The sequence below is a fragment of the Variovorax sp. 05N34 genome, assembly GCF_056397405.1.
Genome location: NZ_JBFTNI010000005.1, coordinates 119,028 through 137,827, shown reverse-complemented (window position 1 = coordinate 137,827; position 18,800 = coordinate 119,028). Strand labels below are relative to the sequence as shown.

Below are 18,800 nucleotides of genomic sequence, written 5' to 3'. Positions count from 1 at the left end.
TCACCCACTCACGACCATGGCGAACTTGGGCGCACCAGCAACTCCGGACATCGGCACTTTGACCTGGGATTTCGCCGCCCTCACCGACGCCGGGCGGATACGCGCCAACAACGAGGACACCATCGCCTTCGATGCCTCGCTGGGTCTGGTTCTCCTGGCCGACGGAATGGGCGGCTACAACGGCGGTGAAGTCGCCAGCGGCATGGCGATCGCGCTGCTGCAAGCCAGCTTCGGCCGATGGCTGGCGCACGCTGGCCCCCAGGCAAACCCAAAGGCGGTTCGCCGAGCCTTGCAGGCCGGCACCGACGAGGCGAATGCGGCCATTCTCGAAGCCGGCATCGCGAACCTCCAATTGCAAGGCATGGGGACGACCCTGGTGCTGGCCGCTTTCGGGCAGCAGCGAGCCATCGTCGGCCACATCGGCGATTCCCGCTGCTATCGGCTCCGCGGAGAAAAGTTCGAATTGCTGACGCGCGACCACTCCCTTTTGCAGGAGCAACTCGACGCGGGGGCGATCACGCCAGAGCAGGCCATCCAGTCGCCGCACCGCAATCTCGTGACGAGGGCCCTGGGTATCGAGCGCCACGTCGAACTCGAAATGCACGAGCACAGCGTTCGGGCGGGCGACCTCTTTTTGTTCTGCTCCGACGGCTTGAGCGAGATGGTGTCGGACGCGCAGCTTTTCACACTTTTGTTACAGAATATAGAACTGCCCGAAAAGGCAACACTTTTGGTTGCAACTGCGAACGAGAATGGGGGACGGGATAACATTTCCGTTGTCCTGGCCCGAGCGAGCGGAAGCGGACCGTCCGAGGAACCTGGATAGCCAAGATCAAGGGACCGTCGCCGCAGGGACCTACTGTGAATAGAAAAATGAGATCCAGGAGTCGGCCATGCCGAAATTGATCGTGTCGATCGACGGCGTCGTCATCAAGGAAGTGACGCTTGCCAAGGACCGGACCACGCTGGGCCGCCGGCCCTATAACGACATCGTGGTCGACAATCTCGCCATCAGCGGCGAACATGCCGTGCTGCACTTGATTGGCGGCGATGTCTATCTGGAAGATCTCAACAGCACCAACGGTACCTACGTCAACGGCCGTGCCATCAAGAAGCAGGCGCTCGAGCAGAACGACATCATCGAGGTTGGCAAGTACAAAGTTCGCTATCTCGCAACGGGCGGCTCCGAGAACGCTGCTGCTGTCCGGGCCACGGTCCCGCCCGTTCCGTCCGGCCCCATCCCCCTCTCATCTGCGCCGACCGTCCAGTCTCCCCTTGGCGGTGGCACCGCCGGTGTCGCGGTCATCCGGGTCCTTTCTGGCAGCGGCGCCGGACGCGAACTCTCCCTCCAGAAGGTCGTCACGACCATCGGCAAGCCCGGCGTCGCCGTGGCGGCTGTCACCCGGCGCTTGCACGGCTATGTCGTGGCGCCCATCGATGGCGGAACCGTGCTCAATGGCGAGCCGCTCGGCAGCGAAGCGGTTGCCTTGCAAGACGGCGACGTGCTCGAGCTGGGCGGTACTCGAATGCAGTTCGTCGTCGCCTGACCTTTTTCCGCGGGACACGGCAACCCGCGGGCGCCGCCGGCAATGATTGCGCTGCGCCGGCGCTGGGCGCGGATCGCCGTCACCCTCGTTCCTGTCGCGCTCGCTATAGCTCATGTGGTGGGAGGCTGGCATCTCCCCTTCGTCGAGGCGCTCGACTACTTCATCTATGACACGCGCCTGCGCGCATCGATGCCGCGCACGCTCGATCCGCGCGTCGTCATAGTCGATGTCGACGATCGCAGCCTGCAGCAGCTCGGCCAATGGCCCTGGAGCCGTGACCTGCTGGCGAAACTCACGACCGAGATCATGGACCGGCAGCAAGCCAGAGTGTTGGGATTTGACGTGCTCTTTGTCGAACCCGACGGCACCTCAGGCGTGGACTCGCTCCAGCGGCTGGCGCAGGGGCCTTTGTCTGCCCGCCCCGAAGTCGTCGAGGAAATCAAGCGCTTCGCTTCCGAACTTGATCACGACGCCGCCTTCGCGAACACGCTGGCCGGGCGGCCCGTTTCGCTCGGCTTCTACTTCACGCAGACGCGAGAGCCGCGCACCAGAGGACAGCTGCCCGCACCCGTTTTGCCAGCCGATGCCTTCCCCGAAGGACGCATCTACACGACTCAGTGGAACGGCTTCGTCGGCAGCATCCCGCAGCTTGCGCGCGTGGCGCCCGCAGCCGGCTTTCTCAACGTGGTGTTCGATGCGGATCAGGATGGCATCGTCCGATCGGTGCCGTTGATCGCCCGCTATACGGGCGAAGTCGCGCAACCAGGCTATTACGAATCCATGGCCCTGAGCGTTTACAGGATGGCGGTCGGCTCGGAGGCCATTCGACCCATCTTCGCGTCGACTGGCCACCAAGCCGGGCCACCCCCTCTGGAAGCTCTTGCCGTCGCAACCGCATCGGGTACTCAACGCATTCCGGTGAACGCGACCGCCAGCATGCTCGTCCCGTTTCGCGGACCGGGCGGCGCATCCGGCGGCTCCTTTCGCCATGTCCCTGCCGCCGATGCCATCCACGGTGCGCTAGAACCCGGTGAACTGAAAGGCAAGATCGTTCTCGTCGGCTCGACAGCGCCAGGCCTTGAAGACCTGCGATCCACCCCGGGGGGCGCCGCCTTTCCCGGGGTCGAAGTGCACGCCAACATCATCTCCGGGCTGCTCGACGGACGCATGCGCAGCGTTCCGGACTACGCCCCCGGCTATGAATTGGTCGTCGTGCTCATTGCCGGTCTCGCGCTCGCTTTCGGGCTTTCGCTCAGCAGCGCGCCTCGTGCCTTGTTGATTGCCTTGCTTGTCGGCGGCGCGGCGGTGGGCATCAATACATGGCTGTTCCTATATGCCAATCTCGTGCTGCCCTTGGGAGCCACCGTCATCATGATCGTGGCGGCGTTCTTGCTGAACATGAGCTGGGGTTACCTGGTCGAATCGCGCGCCAGTCGCAGGCTGGCCAGCTTGTTCGGCACCTACGTGCCACCCGAGCTGGTCGCCGAAATGCGGGCAGACCCCGCGCGCTACAGCATGCGCGCGGAAAGCAAGGAAATGACCGTCATGTTCTGCGACATGCGCGGCTTCACCCAAATGGCCGAACAGATGGCGCCTGTCGAGCTGCAGGATTTCTTGAACACCATCTTCAGCCGCCTGACTGCCGTCATCAGCGCGCATCGCGGAACAGTCGATAAATACATGGGCGATTGCGTCATGGCGTTCTGGGGCGCGCCTGTAGATACGCCCGACCACGCGGAGCTTGCCGTCCGCGCGGCGATGGACATGAGCGCGGCCGTGGGCGAGCTGAACGAAGTGCATCGCAAGACAGGCCGCCCACAGATCAGCATCGGGATTGGTCTCAACTCCGGCGTCATGAGCGTCGGGGACATGGGTTCGGCTGTCCGCCGCAGCTATACGGTCGTCGGAGACGCCGTGAATCTCGCGTCGCGAATCGAAGGCCTGGGCGTGCACTACGGGGTCGAAATTGTCGCCAGCGAGGCGACCCAATCGCTTGCGCCGTCATTCGTGTGGCAAGAGCTCGATCGCGTTCGCGTGCAGGGAAAGATGAAGATCGTCCGGATCTTCACCCCCGTCGGCTTGCGAGGCAGCGTGGCGGAATCCCGCGACGGCGAACTCGAGCGCTGGGATCGCGTTCTTACTGCCTACCGCGCGCAAGAATGGCGGCAAGGTCAAGTTATGCTGGCAACCCTGCACGCCACGGATGCGAAAAAAGTCCTTTACCAGCTCTATGCGCAGCGATTAGCCTCGCTTTCGTTGCAGCCAAAGGACCCAGCCTGGGACGGTGCGACCCGGTTCGAATCGAAATAGCGGCCAAACGGCTGAAAGGGCAAAGGTCTCGCCAAATGCAGGTGCGTGTGTTGGGGTGCTCCGGCGCCATTGCCAAGGACTGCCGCACGACCTCTTTTCTGGTCGATAGCGACCTGCTGGTCGACGCCGGCACGGGCGTCGGCGACCTGACGCTCGACGAGATGGCCGCCATCGACGACGTGGTGCTGACGCACTCGCACCTCGATCACGTCGCCGCACTCCCGTTGATGCTTGACTCCGTTGCAAACAACCGGGCGCGGCCACTGCGGGTGCATGCGCTGCGGGCAACGATCGAAGCCTTGCGGGCGCATGTTTTCAACAACGTCATCTGGCCGGACTTTGCGAGCATCCCCAGTCGTGAGGCGCCGTTCGTGAGCTTTCACGACCTGGTGATCGGGCAGCAGTTGCAGCTTGGGACGGGGGCGCTCAAGCACATCGAAGTGCTGCCTGCGGTGCATACCGTTCCGGCTTGCGGCTACGCCGTGAGATGCGCGCGCGGCGGGCCGAACTGGGTTTTCAGCGGGGATACCGAGCGCAATGCGCCGTTTTGGGATCGGGTGAATCAGCTCGATGTCGCGATGCTGGTGATCGAGACTGCGTTCAGCAATAGAGAGCAGGCGCTGGCCCAGCGGAGCTTGCATCTTTCGCCGTCGACGCTGGCGAGCGAACTGGCGCAGATCGCTGAAGGCAAGAACTATCCGATCTATATCACCCACACCAAGCCAGCCGAGACGGGCGAGATCATGAGCCAGATCGATTTACTGACCCATGCGTCCCAGGGACATGGGAAGCAGGGGTGGGACATTCGGTGGTTGCAGGCGGCTGGTGTTCTGACGGTCTGACGACTCTTGCCAGTGGAGTGACAAAAATTGTCGCAGTGTTTGTTGGCAACAACGAAGATTGTCACTCCTTGTAACGCGAACGTGAACAAATTGGCATCGGGATCGACGTGAACAGGGGTGCGGCAGCATGGCATGGATGCTGCGGTTAAATGAGCGCACCGAGGGCTCGCCTCGGGCCCTCAAAACCAACCTGGAGTAACTGAATGAACCGTCGTTCCATCGCACGCAATGTGCAAAAGGGTTTCACCCTTATTGAATTGATGATCGTTGTGGCGATCATTGGTATCTTGGCTGCTGTGGCTCTGCCGGCTTATCAGGACTACACCGTCCGTGCCAAGATGTCTGAGGTGATCATTGCGCTTGATACTTGCAAGAACGCAGTCACTGAAGCGGCCCAAACTGGCTTGGCGACTGCGCCCACTACCAACAGCTTCGGTTGCGAGAGCACGACGGCCACTTCTCAATACGTCGCCTCGATTACGACCGACGCCGCTGGCGTCATCACGGCAACAGTCCAGGGCATCAGGCCCGCCGATCCAGACGGTCTTCTTGTGACATTGACGCCGTCTTCGACGGTGGGCACTCCCCCGACTGCCATGGTTGCTGCCGACTTCACGGCGGGAACCGCGAAGCCCGTCATGCAGTGGAAATGCACCGGCACAGTCAACCAGAAGTACCTGCCTGCCACCTGCCGCACCTAAGCGTCGATCTGTCCCTAAACGAGCCGCCTTCGGGCGGCTTTTTTGCGTCCGGCGCCCCCATGGCAAGCGTGCGCGCACTGACCTTGGTCCGGCAACTTCGACGAACCGCCGGCGGTGGCCCGCAGCGGCGCGTCGAAGCTAAGGCTGCCTTCCATGCAAAGCATACGGAGCAGTTCCTCGTCAAGGCGCTGCGCAAGGGCGGCAGTTTGACGGTGTCCATGATCGCGGAGGTCGACGAGGAAATAGTCGGCCCACGTGGCCACCTCGCCGGTAAGCATTTCGGACGGCGCTCCTGATTGGTGTGGTCTCGGCCCCATTTCAGTGTCGCCGGTCTATCAACGTCAGGGGGTTGGCTCACGCCTCATGCGCGAAGCGCAGCTTCCGGGTGCGCCGTTCTCGGCGAGCCTGGCTTCTACGGTCGCTGGGGCTTTCGGCCCGCCATGGCGTACTTCTGCGGGTGAAAGTTCCGACTTAAGCAAGTCGGGAGAGCGCGACCCATCAGGTGACCTGAAAAGCGACCAGCGACCAGAGAACGAGAAGTCAGCAGAAGTCGAGATAGCAATAAAGGCTGAGAAATAGAAGCGCCGGCGAGGGGCCGAACGTGCGCACCGTGGTTGCATTCCTCCACGCAACAGTCACCATCGACGCAGCGGTTATCGGCCGCCCATGACGCCAAAAGTGCGCATGGCGCGCTTCATCCGCCACGAAATGCCGAGTGCTCGGCCGTCGTTTTATAGCCTTGGTGTATTTCAGCAATGAGACTAGTTGCTTGCCCCATCGCAAAGCGTCGAGCAAAGTCCCCACCATCAATGCTGCAGCATCGCGTTGGAGACCCGCAAGCAAGTCCGTCTGGAATTACCGTGTCGGGAGAACTGTCGCCGCGATCTTCCGCGGCCCCTCGAAATTTGCTAACAGTTCCGGAAACGATGCTCACCAGCACCCGGCTGCGCCAAGCGTTCCGCTGCTGCCCTGGGCACCTAGTTGATCAACGGTGTAGGTACCGCATTTGGTGTCGGCCGTCTGTGCACCCGCAGGCGTGGCGGTGGCGGTGAATGCAGTGGCCGTAGCGGTTGGGACGTTGAGCTGATAGAAGACCGAGCTACCTGACGAAACATCAATCGGAAATACGCCTCCGTATCCCAGGTCGGCCGCGATTTTTGTGTAGGTGTTGTGGGTAGTCATATAGCGCTCCTGCCGGGCCGCGAGGTCCAACAACGCTGCCTTCGCGTCAGTGCGCCGCGATTTGCGAATCTGTTCCAGATATGACGGGTACGCGATGGCTGCCAGGATCGCCACGATAGCCACCGCGATCATGAGTTCGATCAACGTGAAGCCAGCGCTGCGACGCTGACAACCCTTTGAGCATTTGAGGTTCTTCATGATCAGCGCAGTTTGATCCATGTGAGTCGGTTGCCCTTGCCGTTAGCTCCCGGATTGATCTTGGTGGTGACGCCCTGTCCGCCGCTGGTCTGCTGGACCAGATACGGCCATTTGTCGGCCGTCACGATGGACGGCGTGCCGGTCGCGCTCAGCCCAATGCCGCTCACGATGCCGCCGTTGTAAGTGACAAAATTGCCGTTCTGGTCACCGAAGAACGAGCTCTTGGGTGCGCCACCGCTGTCCAGCGACACAGCCATGGTGTAGCCCGACGCGGGCTGTGTGTCACAGCTCAAGGCTTGCGACACTGCGGGAATGGTGGTGTTGATCAGCAACATGCCATAGGCAATTGTCGGGTTGTAGATCACCTGCTCGTTGCCAGTGGCAGGCAAGGGCAGTGTCCAGCCGAAGTGCGTGTTGGCGCTGGCGCCGCCTGTGCAGGCGCTTGACCCTTTCCAGCACACCTTGTTGGTACTGAGCGTGCGGTAGCCCGAAATCGTGCTGCTTCCGGTGGGAGCGGGTGCCGTGGCCGTGATGCTTTGCGTCCTTAACGTGCTGACGGTGACTGTCTGCGTCCCCGTGAGGGCGGCATATTGGGAGGAAGCCCCCGCAACTGTGTTCCAGGCGCTCATGTCCCAATCCCATACGCCGTAGAGCGCCTGGGTGCCGGATGCGTACGTGAGCGCGCTGGTCTGCGTCTGCGGAAACTGTTGGCCAGTGCCAAAACTGATGACGACGCCGGGCTGACCGGCAGGGCCAACGCCAAGCACTGAGGCAACTGTCACACGGGTGGTTATCGGTTGGCCTGTTGCGGTGGTGAAGATGGGCTTTGCGGAAGCAGCCCACTTGGTCGGATCAGAACTGGTCAGGTCAAAGCGCCACACATTGCCGAGTGAGTCGCCGCCGTAGACGTAGTCGGTCACGTGGTCGCCATCCAGGTCGGCAGAGGCGACGTAGGCGATGCCGTTGCGCGCGGTGATGTTGCCTGAAGTGTCTTTGGCCGGGCCTTTTCCGGTGTCGATGAAGCGGAACGTGCGGGTGCCGTCCGTCGGATCGACCAGCATGACGAACAGCCCTGCCGTGCCTGTGCTGCTGTTGAGCCCATTGCCGAAGAGCACGGCCCATTGCCCGTTGTGCATGCGGCGGATGATCGGCGTGCCATAGGTGCTGCCCAGGCTGTTTCCGCATGTCGCGTTGCCCGTGCATGTGATGGCGCCGGCCCCGGTGCCCGACCTCCATTCGCCGAGCACCAGCGACGCTGCCTTGCCCTCGGCGAATTGGGTGGGATCCGTAATGTCCAGGGCGTAGATTGCGCTGTTTGCAACCGAGGTCGTATCGGCAATCGGACCGCTTGCATTGGCGCCAGCACCGACGCCGCTGACCAGCCACGTGTGCCAGGCACCACCGTAATAGAGGTCGCCCGTGCCTGGCGTGGCGTCGGTAAAGAGGTTGTGCGCGTATTGGGTCGAACTGAAATCCAGCAACGGCGTGGTCGAATGGATGGTGTTCAGGACCGTCGAGGGGATATACGCAAGCAATTCCTTGCCGTCGTTCGTGGTGTTGACGAAGTCTCCCTTGGCGTCATAGGTGCCGCTGCGAAAGCCATGCAGGAAACCATCGTTGGCGCCGATGTAGACCACATTCTGCCGGGCGCCCTGGGCAGTCGTAGCTGTCGACCCGGCGAAGTCGGCGTAGCTGCCTGCCGCTTCATTGACGGTGGCGGACGGGTACAGCGCATCCTTCCACGGCCCCTGGTAAGGCAGCGAAGGCGGGCCGACCCAGGTCGGGCTCGAATTGATGATGTCGCCCAGCACGCCGGTTCGGGTGCGCAGCTTGCCGGAGTTGGCAATTTCAGTGCTGCGGTCGCCTCGCAGGTAGCGCAAGCGGGCATCGGTGGATGATGCGTCGCCAGCTGTCAATGCGCTCGCCTGTGCAGTCGTCAGATTGCTCCATTGAAACGGAATGCCGGCCGCGCCGTCCCAACTCAACATGGTTCGACTGCCAGATGCCTGCGCAGTGTTGGTGCCTTTGGTGGCCTGGCACGAGCCGCCTGTCAGAACGCAATTGGCGTCCCAGTTAGCCACTGGGTTGATTGAAACCAGCCCCGTGGTGGTGTCGGTCACGAGATCTTGCGCGGTCAGTTGGCCCCACCAGTTGCTGGGATGGTAGTAGGCCAGGTACACCTGCGTGCCGGCTTCCACCCGTGCAGCCTGCTGTACGTTCGTGCCGGCGGAGCTGCTGGAGAGGTTGAGCGGCGAAGCCTTGAAGCAGGTGATCTCGTGCACGTTGCTACCGCCGCCTGTGCCGGCGGAAAAGCCGAACAGGACGTTGTCCGGAACATTGCCGTTGGACGCAGAGATGGACTGGTTGGAGATCACCGGGACGGCCGATCCGCCGTTGTAGCTGTAGGACATGTTGAGCAGGCCATCCTGCGTGATGCTCAGCGCGTAGGTGATGGGGACGGCGCTGCTGCGAACCGGCGTCGATGGCGTCGACGTGGACGTGGCCTGCTGATTGAAAATGGTCACCGCGTTTGTCCCGGTTTTGGGCAACACGCTGGAAGCCATGAGCGGGTAGTCCGTCACTGGGGTGGTGTAGAACTGCGCGGCCGGCACGGTCGTGCCGTTGACAGTTTGCGACGCGCCCGTGTTGTTATAGGGAAAGCCCGTCGCGCAGGTGGTTTGCACTGCTGTTTGCCGAGTGGCGGCGCTCATCGAAGTCGGGAAGAGCGAGGGATAGGTTGCGTTCAACCATGTCCAGTTGACTTTGCCGGCGCCCCGGACACTGATGGTGCCTGGCAACGCCCCTGGGCCCGTGGCGGTGTTGTCGTTCTTGCTCCAGGAGTACGTCGTCGCAACCGTCGTCGTAAGGGGGCTATTGGCGGCATAGGTGGTGTAGGTGCCTGCCGCGTAGTAGATCTTGCTTGAGCCCGAGCCGCTGCTGTTGACCTTGCCGGTGATGTTTATCGCCGCAGGCACGCTGGTGCTGCCGCTCACAGTGCTGGTGGAAGTGGGATTCGGAGGTGTATTGGTAACCGTGGTCGTGCTCGGACTACTGGTGCTTATCGTGATCGTCGTGGGACTGCCGACGATGCCGCTCGGCGCGGTGCCGTTCCAAGTAGGAGCACCTTGGCTGGTGAGGATTGGGGTTTTGCCGCTACTGTCCGTGCGTATGTTTCCTGTGTAGACGGTAGGGGTCGCTGTTGTCGTAACCGTCGTCGTTGTCGTCGCGGTAGTGACGGCACCATTGGTGAAGTTGCCGTATTCGTCGATGCCGACGCCCAGGTAGCCGCCCAGGAGACCATCGTAGGTGCCATTGGTGTTGGAGCAGCTATAGCCCAGACTGCCCCCGAAACCACCAGCGGTGACTGGAGGGCTCGAGGCATCCGACATGAAAAACGTGATCCCGTCCGCACCAGAAGGCTGTCCGGAGGCGTTCTTGTACGCATTGCCGCCGTAGGTCTTGGTGGTAAAAGTGACCTGCACACCCTGGTTGGCTGGGAACCCTTCCGTCGTGATCACGGCGCCTGTCTGATTGGTGCCGTTCGACCCGTTAGTGAGGTTGTCGCCGTTGGTGAGTCGCAAGGCACCGTTGCCCACTGGATCGGGAAAGGTGCCGTTGTAGCCGCCGATGAGTGTCTTGCCGGCGTAGTAACCCCCGCTTGCCTGCAATGCAGTGCAGCCTGGGATGGTGTTTGTCGCGCTCTTTGCGGCCGTCCCGGCCGTCAGGCAGGCGCCATTCAAACTGTTCCACTTGTTATAGACAGAGGCCGCCCCAGTGAGCGTGTCATTGATGACGACTTGGGCTTGTGCCGACCAATAGGTGCCGGCCAGCATGCAGAACAGCCCGGCCAAAAGTGTGCGCGAAGGATTCATAGTCGCTTTCCTCAGGGTTGGTCGAGAGCTTTGTTTCCGCCGGTGATCTGGTAGGTGCTTTGCACCACAGCGGCAGTGGTAGCTCGGCCGCCGTAGCCGTATGCCGAAACTTGGTACAGCAGTGATCTGCCGTCGGGCGCCAGGCCGAGGTAGCTGATGTACATGCCGGGTTTGGCGCTGTACTTGATGTCGCCGCCACCGGTCACACCTCCACCTCCTGCCGCCGACATGTTTGGAGGCAGGTACTCGGCGCGCGCCGTCCATGGCAGCGTGGCGGGCGTTGCGAGGGCGTTGGAGCAAACCTGCATCTGGGAAAGCGTGTTGGCATTTGTGACCGCGGTGCAGGCACTTCCTGTGCCTCCATTTCCTTGGCCCAGCCACCATTCGCCATACTGCAGGGCGCTTTGAGCTGTCTCTAGTGCGCGCTGCTTTTCCAGCGTGTTGCCCGCAATCTTTTCCTGCAGGTCGAAGCTATGAAACATGCTGATCGACAACACCGTCAGCACGATCAAGAACAGCAGGCTGATGATCATCACGAAGCCATGCTGTCGCGGCTTGACGGCAAAACTTGAAATGGGCTGGCGACGCGTGCTCATGGTTTGTTCATCAGGTTGATGACCTGCGTCCAGCCAATCGTCGTCGACGAAAGGAAGGGATTGATCAGATTGACGGTGACGCGCGCGGTCCGCGCCTGTGGCCACCACGCCTTCGTCGTTATGGTGGCTGCGTCCAGGTACTGCAAAGCCTGTCCGTCACCCAGCGTGTCGACGCCGTAGAGCACCTGCAACGATTTGATGCCGCCCACCAGGGGCGTGTTCGTCGTGCCTCCATCGTTCGAACACAACAGTTCATTGTTCGCGCTGACAGTGAACGTGTTCATGACCAGCTTCTTGACTGCGGGCGTTGCAGCCGGATTGACGTTGCCTAAGCAGTCCATGATCCCGTCGCCGCTCGTCGTCATATAGCGAGAGGTGATCGTGTCGCTGCTGCCACTCGCACCGGTCAATCCAACCACCCCCTGTCCTGCGGCGAATGCACCATAGGCGCTACCCGTCGCCGCGGGCAAGTTCGTTGCGGCGGTGTTCGCCAGAGGGTCGGGAAAGTAGCCCGCCGATTGAATCGTCGTGGTCAGGATCGTCAGAGCGAGGCGCTCGTTGTCCTGCAACTGCGCAAGCTGGTCCTGCGAGGTGAAGGCCTGCTTCATGTTGAGGAACAGAGAAGTCAGACCCAGCAGGAGGAATAAGCCGATGGTGACTGCGACGAGAAGTTCGACAAGTCCGAGGCCGGACTGCCGCCCCCGACCATGCTGCAGGGTGGGCGCTTGGCGGTTCATGGCTCGACGTAGAGGCTGAATTGCTGGGTGGCGGTCTGGGTGGCGCCGCCAGCGGTCGTGGTGCTACGGTTGATCGCGATGTACTTCTCGGCCCAATTCACGTTGATGACGCAGCTGATGGGCTGACCGACGACGGTCGTGCATGTGATAGTCGCCGTGTACGAAGGAAAGCGGTCATTCATATTTGCCACCCAGGTTTGCACGTCGTAGGCGGCCATTTGCGCCGGCGTGCAGGTCGCTGTCGCAGTGGGGCTGCAATCCACCGTAGCGTTCAGGATGTTCGAGGCATCCGTGATCGTGGTACCTATGGCGCTCGCAGTGCCTGGGGCAGCCCCCTCAGCCCAGAAGGCTCGATTTCCATGCATGGCGGCTGCAAGGCTGGAAGCCTGAAGTGCGATGAGTGAGCGGGCCCTTGCAATCTGAGTGTTGGCTAGCGCTGCGGCTTGCATTCTTGAGAGGCCGAGCAAACCGAACGCGATGATGACGAGTGAGACCAGCACCTCGATCATCGAGAAGCCCAGAGCTTGGCGTTTGGTGGGAGCCATCATGAACATCCTCCGGTTCCACCCGCCATGACGCTGTGGTGCCCGATTCTGTTGATCGACACGCATCGCGTGGCGTTGGCATTGAGTGGCGCGGTATGCAGTGCCATCAAGATGGCCGTACCTGTGCCGACTGGCAGATTGGCAAAACCGTCCCGGCTGTAGGTGACCGATGTCATGGACGGCGTTGCGGCGAAGGTGTCGTTGCCGCTCCAGGCGGGCCGCTTGCGAAGCACCGTGTCACCCGTGTCGACCGCGCCGGAGCCGTTGAGATCGGCGAACACGATCCAGCCGCTGTGCCAAGTGTTGGCGCCGAGACAGCTGACGCCATTGGAGGATGCACAGATGCTGACCGGCAGGCCTTGCTTGATCGCTTCAGAGCGCGCGAACTGCAGATCGCCTGCGAATGAATTGATCTCGGCGCTCACGCGGTTGCGCTGGATCAGGCCGACGAATGAAGGCGTGGCGAGTGCTGTCAGTATGGCGACGAGCGCGATCACGACCATCAATTCGATGACTGTGAATCCTCGGGCAGAGCTCGCGCTGCGATCAGATCGCCGGTAATTCATTGACGTGGTTTCGCCCAAGGAGGGTTGGGCTTCTGGTTACGATTTTCGGCAATCGTCACAGATTGTGACTTTCGACGAGTGCCATTCGTCGTGCATGCTTCGCCGTCTGTCGGACCTTGCATCCGGTCGGCGAGGGCTCGACCCTTCTATGTGTCCGCCACCCAACTCCCCGACTTCCCCCCATGCTTCTCCAACACATGCACCCCGCTGATCGTCATCCCCCGATCCACCGCCTTGCACATGTCATAGACAGTCAACAGCGCCACCTGCACAGCCGTCAGCGCCTCCATCTCGACGCCGGTCGGCCCGACGGTCTCCACCGTCGCAGTGCAACTCACGTGCGGCAGCGCCCCCTCAACCAGCGCAAACGCCACCGCCACGCGCGTGAGCGCCAGGGGATGGCAAAGCGGAATCAAATCGCTGGTCTTCTTGGCTGCCTGGATGCCGGCGATTCGAGCCACGCCCAGCACATCGCCCTTCTTGGCGGTTCCGGATTCGACCAGGGCTAGCGTGGACGCCAGCATCTCGATACGTCCGGTCGCAACGGCCACGCGATGGGTCGCGGGCTTGGCTGCGACGTCGACCATATGCGCCTGGCCTTGGGCATCAAAATGGGTGAGAGAGCTCATATGAACGTTCCGCGGAGTGCCGCATCATACGAGCCGAGCCGTTGAAGAGGAATGCCGCGCTTGACTACGATTTCTGAATCCTCCTCCAGACCTGCAGCACGCGTCCACCGCCCGCTGCGTGCCCTTTGCGTCGCCCTGGTGATCGCCTCCCAGCTGGTCTTGCCGGCCCCCGTCCGCGCCCAGCAACTGCCCGGCATGGGCGACGGCGCCGAAATGACGGCCACTGCCGAGCGCCATCTGGGCGATCAGATCGCGCGCGAGCTGTACCGCGACCCCGACTACATCGACGATCCGGTGCTGGTCGAATATGTGACCGACGTCTGGCAACGCCTGCTCGCGGCGGCGCGCACCCGTGGCGAGCTCACGCCCGAACTCGACGAACGCTTTGCGTGGACGATTCTCCTGGGCCGCGACCGCGAGGTGAATGCATTTGCGTTGCCCGGTGGTTACCTCGGCGTGAACCTGGGGCTGATCGCGATCGTCGGCAGTCGCGACGAGCTGGCCACGGTGCTCGGACACGAAATGTCGCACGTCACGCAGCGCCATATCGCGCGCATGATGTCCAAGCAGAACAAGCAGTTTCCGTTGATGCTCGCGGGCATGATCCTGGGCGTGCTCGCCGCAAGCAAGAGCCGCAATCCCGATGCCGGCCAGGCAGTGATGATGGGCAGCCAGGCGGCTTTTGCGCAGAGCCAGCTGAGTTTTTCGCGCGACATGGAGCGCGAGGCCGATCGCATCGGATTCGGCGTGATGACGCAGGCCGGCTATGCCCCGCAGGGCGCGGCGTCGATGTTCGAAAAGCTGCAGTACGCGTCGCGACTCAACGACAACGGCTCGTACCCCTATCTGCGCAGCCACCCGCTGACGGGCGAACGCATCGCGGACATGCAGGCGCGCTTCCAGCTTCAGCCCGGCAAGTCGGGCGCCCTGCCGCTGGCGATGGATCACGCAATGATCTCCGCCCGTGCGAGGGTGCTGACGCGGCCAGGCGTGGATGTGCTGCGTCTCTGGGTCGACGCGCCGTCAACCGGCGAGTTCGCGCGCAGCTCGCCAGCGCAACAGGCGGCAATGCTTTACGCAGCGGCGTTGTCGGCGAGCGAATTGCGCGACTTCAAGGCCGCCCGCTCGCTGGCACAGCGGCTCATCACTCGAACTGCCGACGACGCACCGTCGGCGCGACTGGCCCGTTTGCTTTCGGCCGAGATCGAGTTGGTCGCGGGCTCCGCACCGGCGGCGCAGGCGCTGCTCAATCCCAAGGCCAAGGATCGTCCTGAAATGCTGCTCGCTGCGCAGGCCGCCATTGCCGTGCACGACCCGGCGCCGATGGTTCAGCCATTGCGGGACTGGGTCGCCACGCATCCTCGCGATGCGTCGGCTTGGCGCACCTTGGCCAATTTGTATGGCGCCCAGAACGATCCGGTTCGCGCTGTGCGCGCGGACGCTGAGTCCAACATCGCGGTGCTGGACTATCCGGCCGCGCGGGATCGGCTCAGGGCGGCGCAGGACATGATCCGCAACAACGCGCGCGGAGCTGGGGGTGAGCCGATCGACAACTACGAGGCATCGATCATCGATACCCGAGCGCGCGCGGTGGAGGCTCTCGCGAGAGAACAGGCCGCAGAGCCGCCCCTGAAATAGACGAACAGGCGCCGCTCAAGTCCGGGCGAAGAGCCCACCCAGCGCCGATTCGATGATCAATCCGAGCAGCGAATAGAGCAACGATCCGATGAGGGCGGCCAGGAAGCTGTTGACGTGGAAGCCCGAAAGCAACCCTGAAGCCGCCCAGAAGAGCAGCGCGTTGATCACGAACAGGAAGAGCCCGAGCGTGACGATGGTCACGGGCAGCGTGAGCACCACCAGAACCGGCCGCACGAACATGTTCAGAAGGCCGATCACCGCCGCCGCAAGCAGTGCCGAGCCATAGCTGGTGACCTGGACGCCGCTGTAGATATACGTGACCGCCAGCAACGCGAGTGCGCTGAGCAGCCATTTGATGACAAGGCGCATTGGCTGGGCGCGTACTCAGTCGGTGAACTCGGCGGCAAGCATCATCAGCGCGCCCATGCTCAGCAGGGCACTGGGAAGCGCCCAGCTCGAGCGCCCGGGAGGCGCCACGTCCGCAGCCACGGGCTCCAGGTCGAGCCCGGCCTTTGGACGGCGCGCATCGACGACTTGCGCCACGCCATGCTCCAGTCTCAGTCGCTTGGTCAGGTCGGCGAGCGGCCCCTCGGCGAGAACCCTTGTGACGCGATCGCCTTCCTCGCTTTGCAGGGCAGGCACTAATTGCTCCTGCACCTTGGCGAACCATTTGCTCCGCCAGTTTTCGCGCGCACTGTGGCTGACCCATTTGCTGATGCGACGGGTCATGCGCGGCGCGCAAGCCACCAGCACCCAATGCCGCGGAGCCCGACCGTTCGCTTCCGCTGCCATCTTCGCGAGAAATTCGCGGGCGTAGGCGGCGTCATCAACGTACAGAATGATCTTTTCCATGGGAGCTCCTTCTTGCGATGGTTGTAGTGGCAGAGACATCGAGCGCTACGTCAAACGGTGACCGTGTCGGCAGGTTTCGGGCGGCGCGCGGCCACCCACTTGCCGATGGCCAGTACCAGCAGCGCGCCGGCGACACCGGCCGCATAGCGGACCACGTCGCTTTGGGGCAGCTTGGGCACCCATGTCCACGCGGCGGCGTTCGCCACGGCCGGATCGGAGACAGCCATGGTGCCGGCGATCCAGCCCAGAAGCATCCCTCCGAGCGTGATGATGATCGGGAAGCGGTCCATCAGCTTGATGACCAGCTGACTGCCCCAGACGATGATCGGAATGCTCACGAGCAGCCCGAAAACCACGAGCGACATCTGATGGCCTTCGCCGGCACCTTCGGCCGCACCGGCGATCGCGATGACGTTGTCCACGCTCATGACCAGGTCGGCAACGATGACGGTCTTGACCGCGGCCCAGAGCTTATCGCTGGCAGCGATGTTTCCGTGGGGGTCGTCGTGCTCGGGTGCGAGAAGCTTGATGCCGATCCAGACCAGCAGGATTGCGCCCGCGAGCTTCAGGAAAGGTATGGCGAGTAGCGTGAGCGCGAAAAAGATCAGGATCACGCGCAGCACGATGGCGCCAGCGGTGCCCCAGAGAATGCCCTTGGTGCGCTGCGCCGGCGGCAGCTTGCGGCATGCCAGCGCAATTACCACCGCGTTGTCGCCGCCGAGCAGGATGTCGATCATGATGATTTGACCGACGGCAACCCAAAACTCGGGCGTCAGAAACTGTTCCATAAAGTCCTCTGTTCGTTTCGATTCATCCCGTTGGGGCCGGATGAAGCGGGCGGGTGAGGACCAACGCCCTCGAGGAACACGCAATCGCTTCGATCAAACCAGCACGGGTTCAAATCGAAGGTCTTGCTCGACAGCGCGTGACTGCCCGAAAGGCCGGAAGTGTGATGCTTCGTATTGACGACCTGACGATGCCCGCTGAAAAGCGAGCGGGAGCTACTCCCCTTCGTGGCGGAATTAGAGCATTGCGCCTGATGTGTGGCAACCGGGCGGAGCTTCGGCCTTGAGCGAAAGCCGCTGGCGGGCCGCATCGGGTAAGAAGTTGTTGCTATGAATATGAGAGCTGATCAATTCCTTCGGGCACGGCGGGATTTGTCGGGACTATGATCGCCGCTCGCTTTTTTTCGTCCGTATGGCCGCCATTCACATCACCGACATCGAGGCCGCCATCAACTTCTGGCGCGGCCGAAAGCCCTCGCCCGACGGCGTGACGCTTGCGCCCGAACTGCGGGCGCTGGCCGAGGTGTACGCGCTCATGGTGTTCCACCACGAAGACGAGGTTGATGAAGTCGGCTTTCCGTCGAAGGCATGGGACGCATGGCTGACGTGGTACCAGACCACGCCCGATACGCCGTGCATCGCCATCTGCTCCACCAGCCAAGGTGATGACGAATGCAAGGGTTGCGGGCGAAGTTTCGACGAGGTCCAGCACTGGCCGGCCATGACGCCGGGCGAGAAACGCTCGACCTGGCGGCGCATCACGATGCAGGATTCGGCTTGGCGCTTCAATAAATACGCGGAGCGCGCCCGCGAGGTCTCCGATACTGCAGCGAGCACCGAGTAGCCTCACCTCGATCTATGCGCCGCCTCGTCCAAGCCCCCAATCTGGCCATCGCGACACTGTGGTTGCATGCATTGCGCGAAGACGGCGTCCAGGCGTCGGTGCAGCGTGAATATCTGGGCGCCGCGGCAGGCCAACTGCCTCCGGACCAGTGCCTGCCCGAAATCTGGATTGAGGACGACACGCAGTTCGCGCTCGCCGAGCGCCTCTTGCATGAATTGCGCCATCGGCCCCAACGCCGCTGGCAATGCGTGTGCGGCGAACTGGTCGAAGGCGGCTTCGAACAGTGCTGGCAATGCGGCGAGATGATGCCGAGCCAGGCTCAGCCCTGAGCAAACGGCGGCCCGGCGAGCCGCCACCCGCTACTTGAGCTTCACGGGTTCGATATCGATGTTGTGCGTGCCGTCGCCCAGCATCAACGCGCCTTCCTGAATCGTCGCCTGTAGCTGCATCGACCGCTGCGCCAGAGCGGCAAGCGCCTGCGACGCTGCGGTGGGTATCCGGAACACGCTCAGGTTCTGCGGCCGCGTCAGCTTGTTCTCGATGCCGCGCCACCAGATCTCGGCGGCGTGGTTGAAGCAATAGACGATGACCTCGTCCGCCTTGCCGCACGCCTTGATGATGGGCTTGTCTTCCGGCTGGCCGACCTCGATCCACATCTTTACTTCGCCGGTGAAGTCGCGCAGCCAGACGTCCGGCTCGTCCGGGTTCGAGAGGCCGGCGCCGAAGGCGAGCGTTCCGTCGCCATTGCAGACGTCCTGCAACTTGTGGGCGTTGAGCGCCAGCGCCACCAGCCGGATCATCATCCGCTCGTCGGTTTCGCTCGGATGACGCGCCAGCGTCAGCGTGTGATCGGCGTAGTAGCCATGATCGATGTCCGCGACAGCGAGACTGGCCTTGAATATCGTTGACTTGAGTGCCATCAGATTCGCCGCTCCGTCAGGGGGAAGCGAGGACAC

Annotated in this window: 21 protein-coding genes; 10 read left to right on the top strand and 11 right to left on the bottom strand. The window is 62.5% G+C overall.

What is annotated here, in order from left to right; translation table 11 throughout:
- Positions 1-16: 16 nt before the first annotated feature.
- The 7 genes from AC1DMA_RS15290 to AC1DMA_RS15260 all read left to right on the top strand — a co-directional run bounded on the left by AC1DMA_RS15290 (position 17) and on the right by AC1DMA_RS15260 (position 5,979).
- The gene (locus tag AC1DMA_RS15290; protein WP_478127495.1) at positions 17-826 is read left to right on the top strand and encodes a Stp1/IreP family PP2C-type Ser/Thr phosphatase; all 810 of its coding nucleotides are present in this window, start codon (positions 17-19) and stop codon (positions 824-826) included.
- Positions 827-893: 67 nt separating this feature from the next.
- Positions 894-1,547, top strand: a complete 654-nt coding sequence (locus AC1DMA_RS15285; RefSeq protein WP_478144733.1) for an FHA domain-containing protein — start codon at positions 894-896, stop codon at positions 1,545-1,547.
- A gap of 42 nt (positions 1,548-1,589) precedes the next feature.
- Positions 1,590-3,857 carry a CHASE2 domain-containing protein gene (locus tag AC1DMA_RS15280; RefSeq protein ID WP_478144732.1) on the top strand — a complete coding sequence of 756 codons (2,268 nt, stop codon included), beginning with the start codon at positions 1,590-1,592 and terminating at the stop codon, positions 3,855-3,857.
- 35 nt (positions 3,858-3,892) lie between these two features.
- A complete protein-coding gene (locus tag AC1DMA_RS15275) occupies positions 3,893-4,699 on the top strand; it encodes a 3',5'-cyclic-nucleotide phosphodiesterase (RefSeq protein ID WP_478127492.1) in 807 nt (268 codons plus the stop codon).
- A 203-nt stretch (positions 4,700-4,902) separates the two neighbouring features.
- Positions 4,903-5,400 (top strand): pilin, encoded by a 498-nt coding sequence (locus AC1DMA_RS15270; protein WP_478127491.1) that lies wholly within the window; start codon positions 4,903-4,905, stop codon positions 5,398-5,400.
- A gap of 59 nt (positions 5,401-5,459) precedes the next feature.
- A complete protein-coding gene (locus AC1DMA_RS15265; RefSeq protein ID WP_478144731.1) occupies positions 5,460-5,696 on the top strand; it encodes a hypothetical protein in 237 nt (78 codons plus the stop codon).
- Positions 5,656-5,979: a GNAT family N-acetyltransferase gene (locus AC1DMA_RS15260; protein WP_478127489.1), complete on the top strand. Its 324-nt coding sequence runs from the start codon at positions 5,656-5,658 to the stop codon at positions 5,977-5,979. The genes AC1DMA_RS15265 and AC1DMA_RS15260 overlap by 41 nt, the downstream gene beginning before the upstream one ends.
- A 351-nt stretch (positions 5,980-6,330) precedes the next feature.
- Here AC1DMA_RS15260 and AC1DMA_RS15255 read toward each other — a convergent pair whose 3' ends face one another.
- The 7 genes from AC1DMA_RS15255 to moaC all read right to left on the bottom strand — a co-directional run bounded on the left by AC1DMA_RS15255 (position 6,331) and on the right by moaC (position 13,725).
- On the bottom strand, positions 6,331-6,780 hold the full coding sequence (locus AC1DMA_RS15255) for a type IV pilin protein (RefSeq protein ID WP_478127488.1): 450 nt from the start codon (positions 6,778-6,780) through the stop codon (positions 6,331-6,333).
- Between the two features lie 2 nt (positions 6,781-6,782).
- A complete protein-coding gene (locus AC1DMA_RS15250; RefSeq protein WP_478144730.1) occupies positions 6,783-10,652 on the bottom strand; it encodes a PilC/PilY family type IV pilus protein in 3,870 nt (1,289 codons plus the stop codon).
- An 11-nt stretch (positions 10,653-10,663) separates the two neighbouring features.
- Positions 10,664-11,248, bottom strand: a complete 585-nt coding sequence (locus AC1DMA_RS15245; RefSeq protein WP_478127486.1) for a pilus assembly PilX family protein — start codon at positions 11,246-11,248, stop codon at positions 10,664-10,666.
- The gene (locus AC1DMA_RS15240) at positions 11,245-11,985 is read right to left on the bottom strand and encodes a PilW family protein (protein WP_478144729.1); all 741 of its coding nucleotides are present in this window, start codon (positions 11,983-11,985) and stop codon (positions 11,245-11,247) included. Before AC1DMA_RS15240 ends, AC1DMA_RS15245 begins: the two co-directional genes overlap by 4 nt.
- The gene (gene pilV, locus AC1DMA_RS15235; RefSeq protein WP_478127484.1) at positions 11,982-12,533 is read right to left on the bottom strand and encodes a type IV pilus modification protein PilV; all 552 of its coding nucleotides are present in this window, start codon (positions 12,531-12,533) and stop codon (positions 11,982-11,984) included. The genes AC1DMA_RS15240 and pilV overlap by 4 nt, the downstream gene beginning before the upstream one ends.
- Positions 12,530-13,096, bottom strand: a complete 567-nt coding sequence (locus AC1DMA_RS15230) for a GspH/FimT family pseudopilin (RefSeq protein WP_478127483.1) — start codon at positions 13,094-13,096, stop codon at positions 12,530-12,532. The genes pilV and AC1DMA_RS15230 overlap by 4 nt, the downstream gene beginning before the upstream one ends.
- A gap of 146 nt (positions 13,097-13,242) precedes the next feature.
- Complete coding sequence (gene moaC, locus AC1DMA_RS15225; RefSeq protein WP_478144728.1) at positions 13,243-13,725, bottom strand: cyclic pyranopterin monophosphate synthase MoaC; 483 nt, start codon at positions 13,723-13,725, stop codon at positions 13,243-13,245.
- Positions 13,726-13,776: 51 nt separating this feature from the next.
- Here moaC and AC1DMA_RS15220 point away from each other — a divergent pair, with 51 nt between their 5' ends.
- Positions 13,777-15,363 carry a M48 family metalloprotease gene (locus tag AC1DMA_RS15220; protein WP_478144727.1) on the top strand — a complete coding sequence of 529 codons (1,587 nt, stop codon included), beginning with the start codon at positions 13,777-13,779 and terminating at the stop codon, positions 15,361-15,363.
- A 15-nt stretch (positions 15,364-15,378) separates the two neighbouring features.
- On the opposite strand, the gene AC1DMA_RS15215 is transcribed toward AC1DMA_RS15220, so the two are convergent.
- From AC1DMA_RS15215 to AC1DMA_RS15205, 3 genes are read right to left on the bottom strand one after another with little or no spacing between them, the layout of a single operon-like run.
- Positions 15,379-15,732 (bottom strand): phage holin family protein, encoded by a 354-nt coding sequence (locus AC1DMA_RS15215; RefSeq protein ID WP_478127480.1) that lies wholly within the window; start codon positions 15,730-15,732, stop codon positions 15,379-15,381.
- 15 nt (positions 15,733-15,747) lie between these two features.
- On the bottom strand, positions 15,748-16,215 hold the full coding sequence (locus AC1DMA_RS15210) for a hypothetical protein (protein WP_478127479.1): 468 nt from the start codon (positions 16,213-16,215) through the stop codon (positions 15,748-15,750).
- Between the two features lie 50 nt (positions 16,216-16,265).
- Complete coding sequence (locus tag AC1DMA_RS15205) at positions 16,266-17,003, bottom strand: TerC family protein (protein ID WP_478127478.1); 738 nt, start codon at positions 17,001-17,003, stop codon at positions 16,266-16,268.
- A gap of 409 nt (positions 17,004-17,412) precedes the next feature.
- On the opposite strand from AC1DMA_RS15205, the gene AC1DMA_RS15200 reads away from it, so the two are divergent.
- Both AC1DMA_RS15200 and AC1DMA_RS15195 read left to right on the top strand, forming a co-directional pair.
- On the top strand, positions 17,413-17,844 hold the full coding sequence (locus tag AC1DMA_RS15200; protein WP_478127477.1) for a DUF3717 domain-containing protein: 432 nt from the start codon (positions 17,413-17,415) through the stop codon (positions 17,842-17,844).
- A gap of 14 nt (positions 17,845-17,858) precedes the next feature.
- On the top strand, positions 17,859-18,173 hold the full coding sequence (locus tag AC1DMA_RS15195) for a DUF2007 domain-containing protein (RefSeq protein WP_478144726.1): 315 nt from the start codon (positions 17,859-17,861) through the stop codon (positions 18,171-18,173).
- A gap of 30 nt (positions 18,174-18,203) precedes the next feature.
- Here AC1DMA_RS15195 and AC1DMA_RS15190 read toward each other — a convergent pair whose 3' ends face one another.
- Complete coding sequence (locus AC1DMA_RS15190) at positions 18,204-18,764, bottom strand: YaeQ family protein (RefSeq protein WP_478144725.1); 561 nt, start codon at positions 18,762-18,764, stop codon at positions 18,204-18,206.
- Between the last annotated feature and the right edge of the window lie 36 nt (positions 18,765-18,800).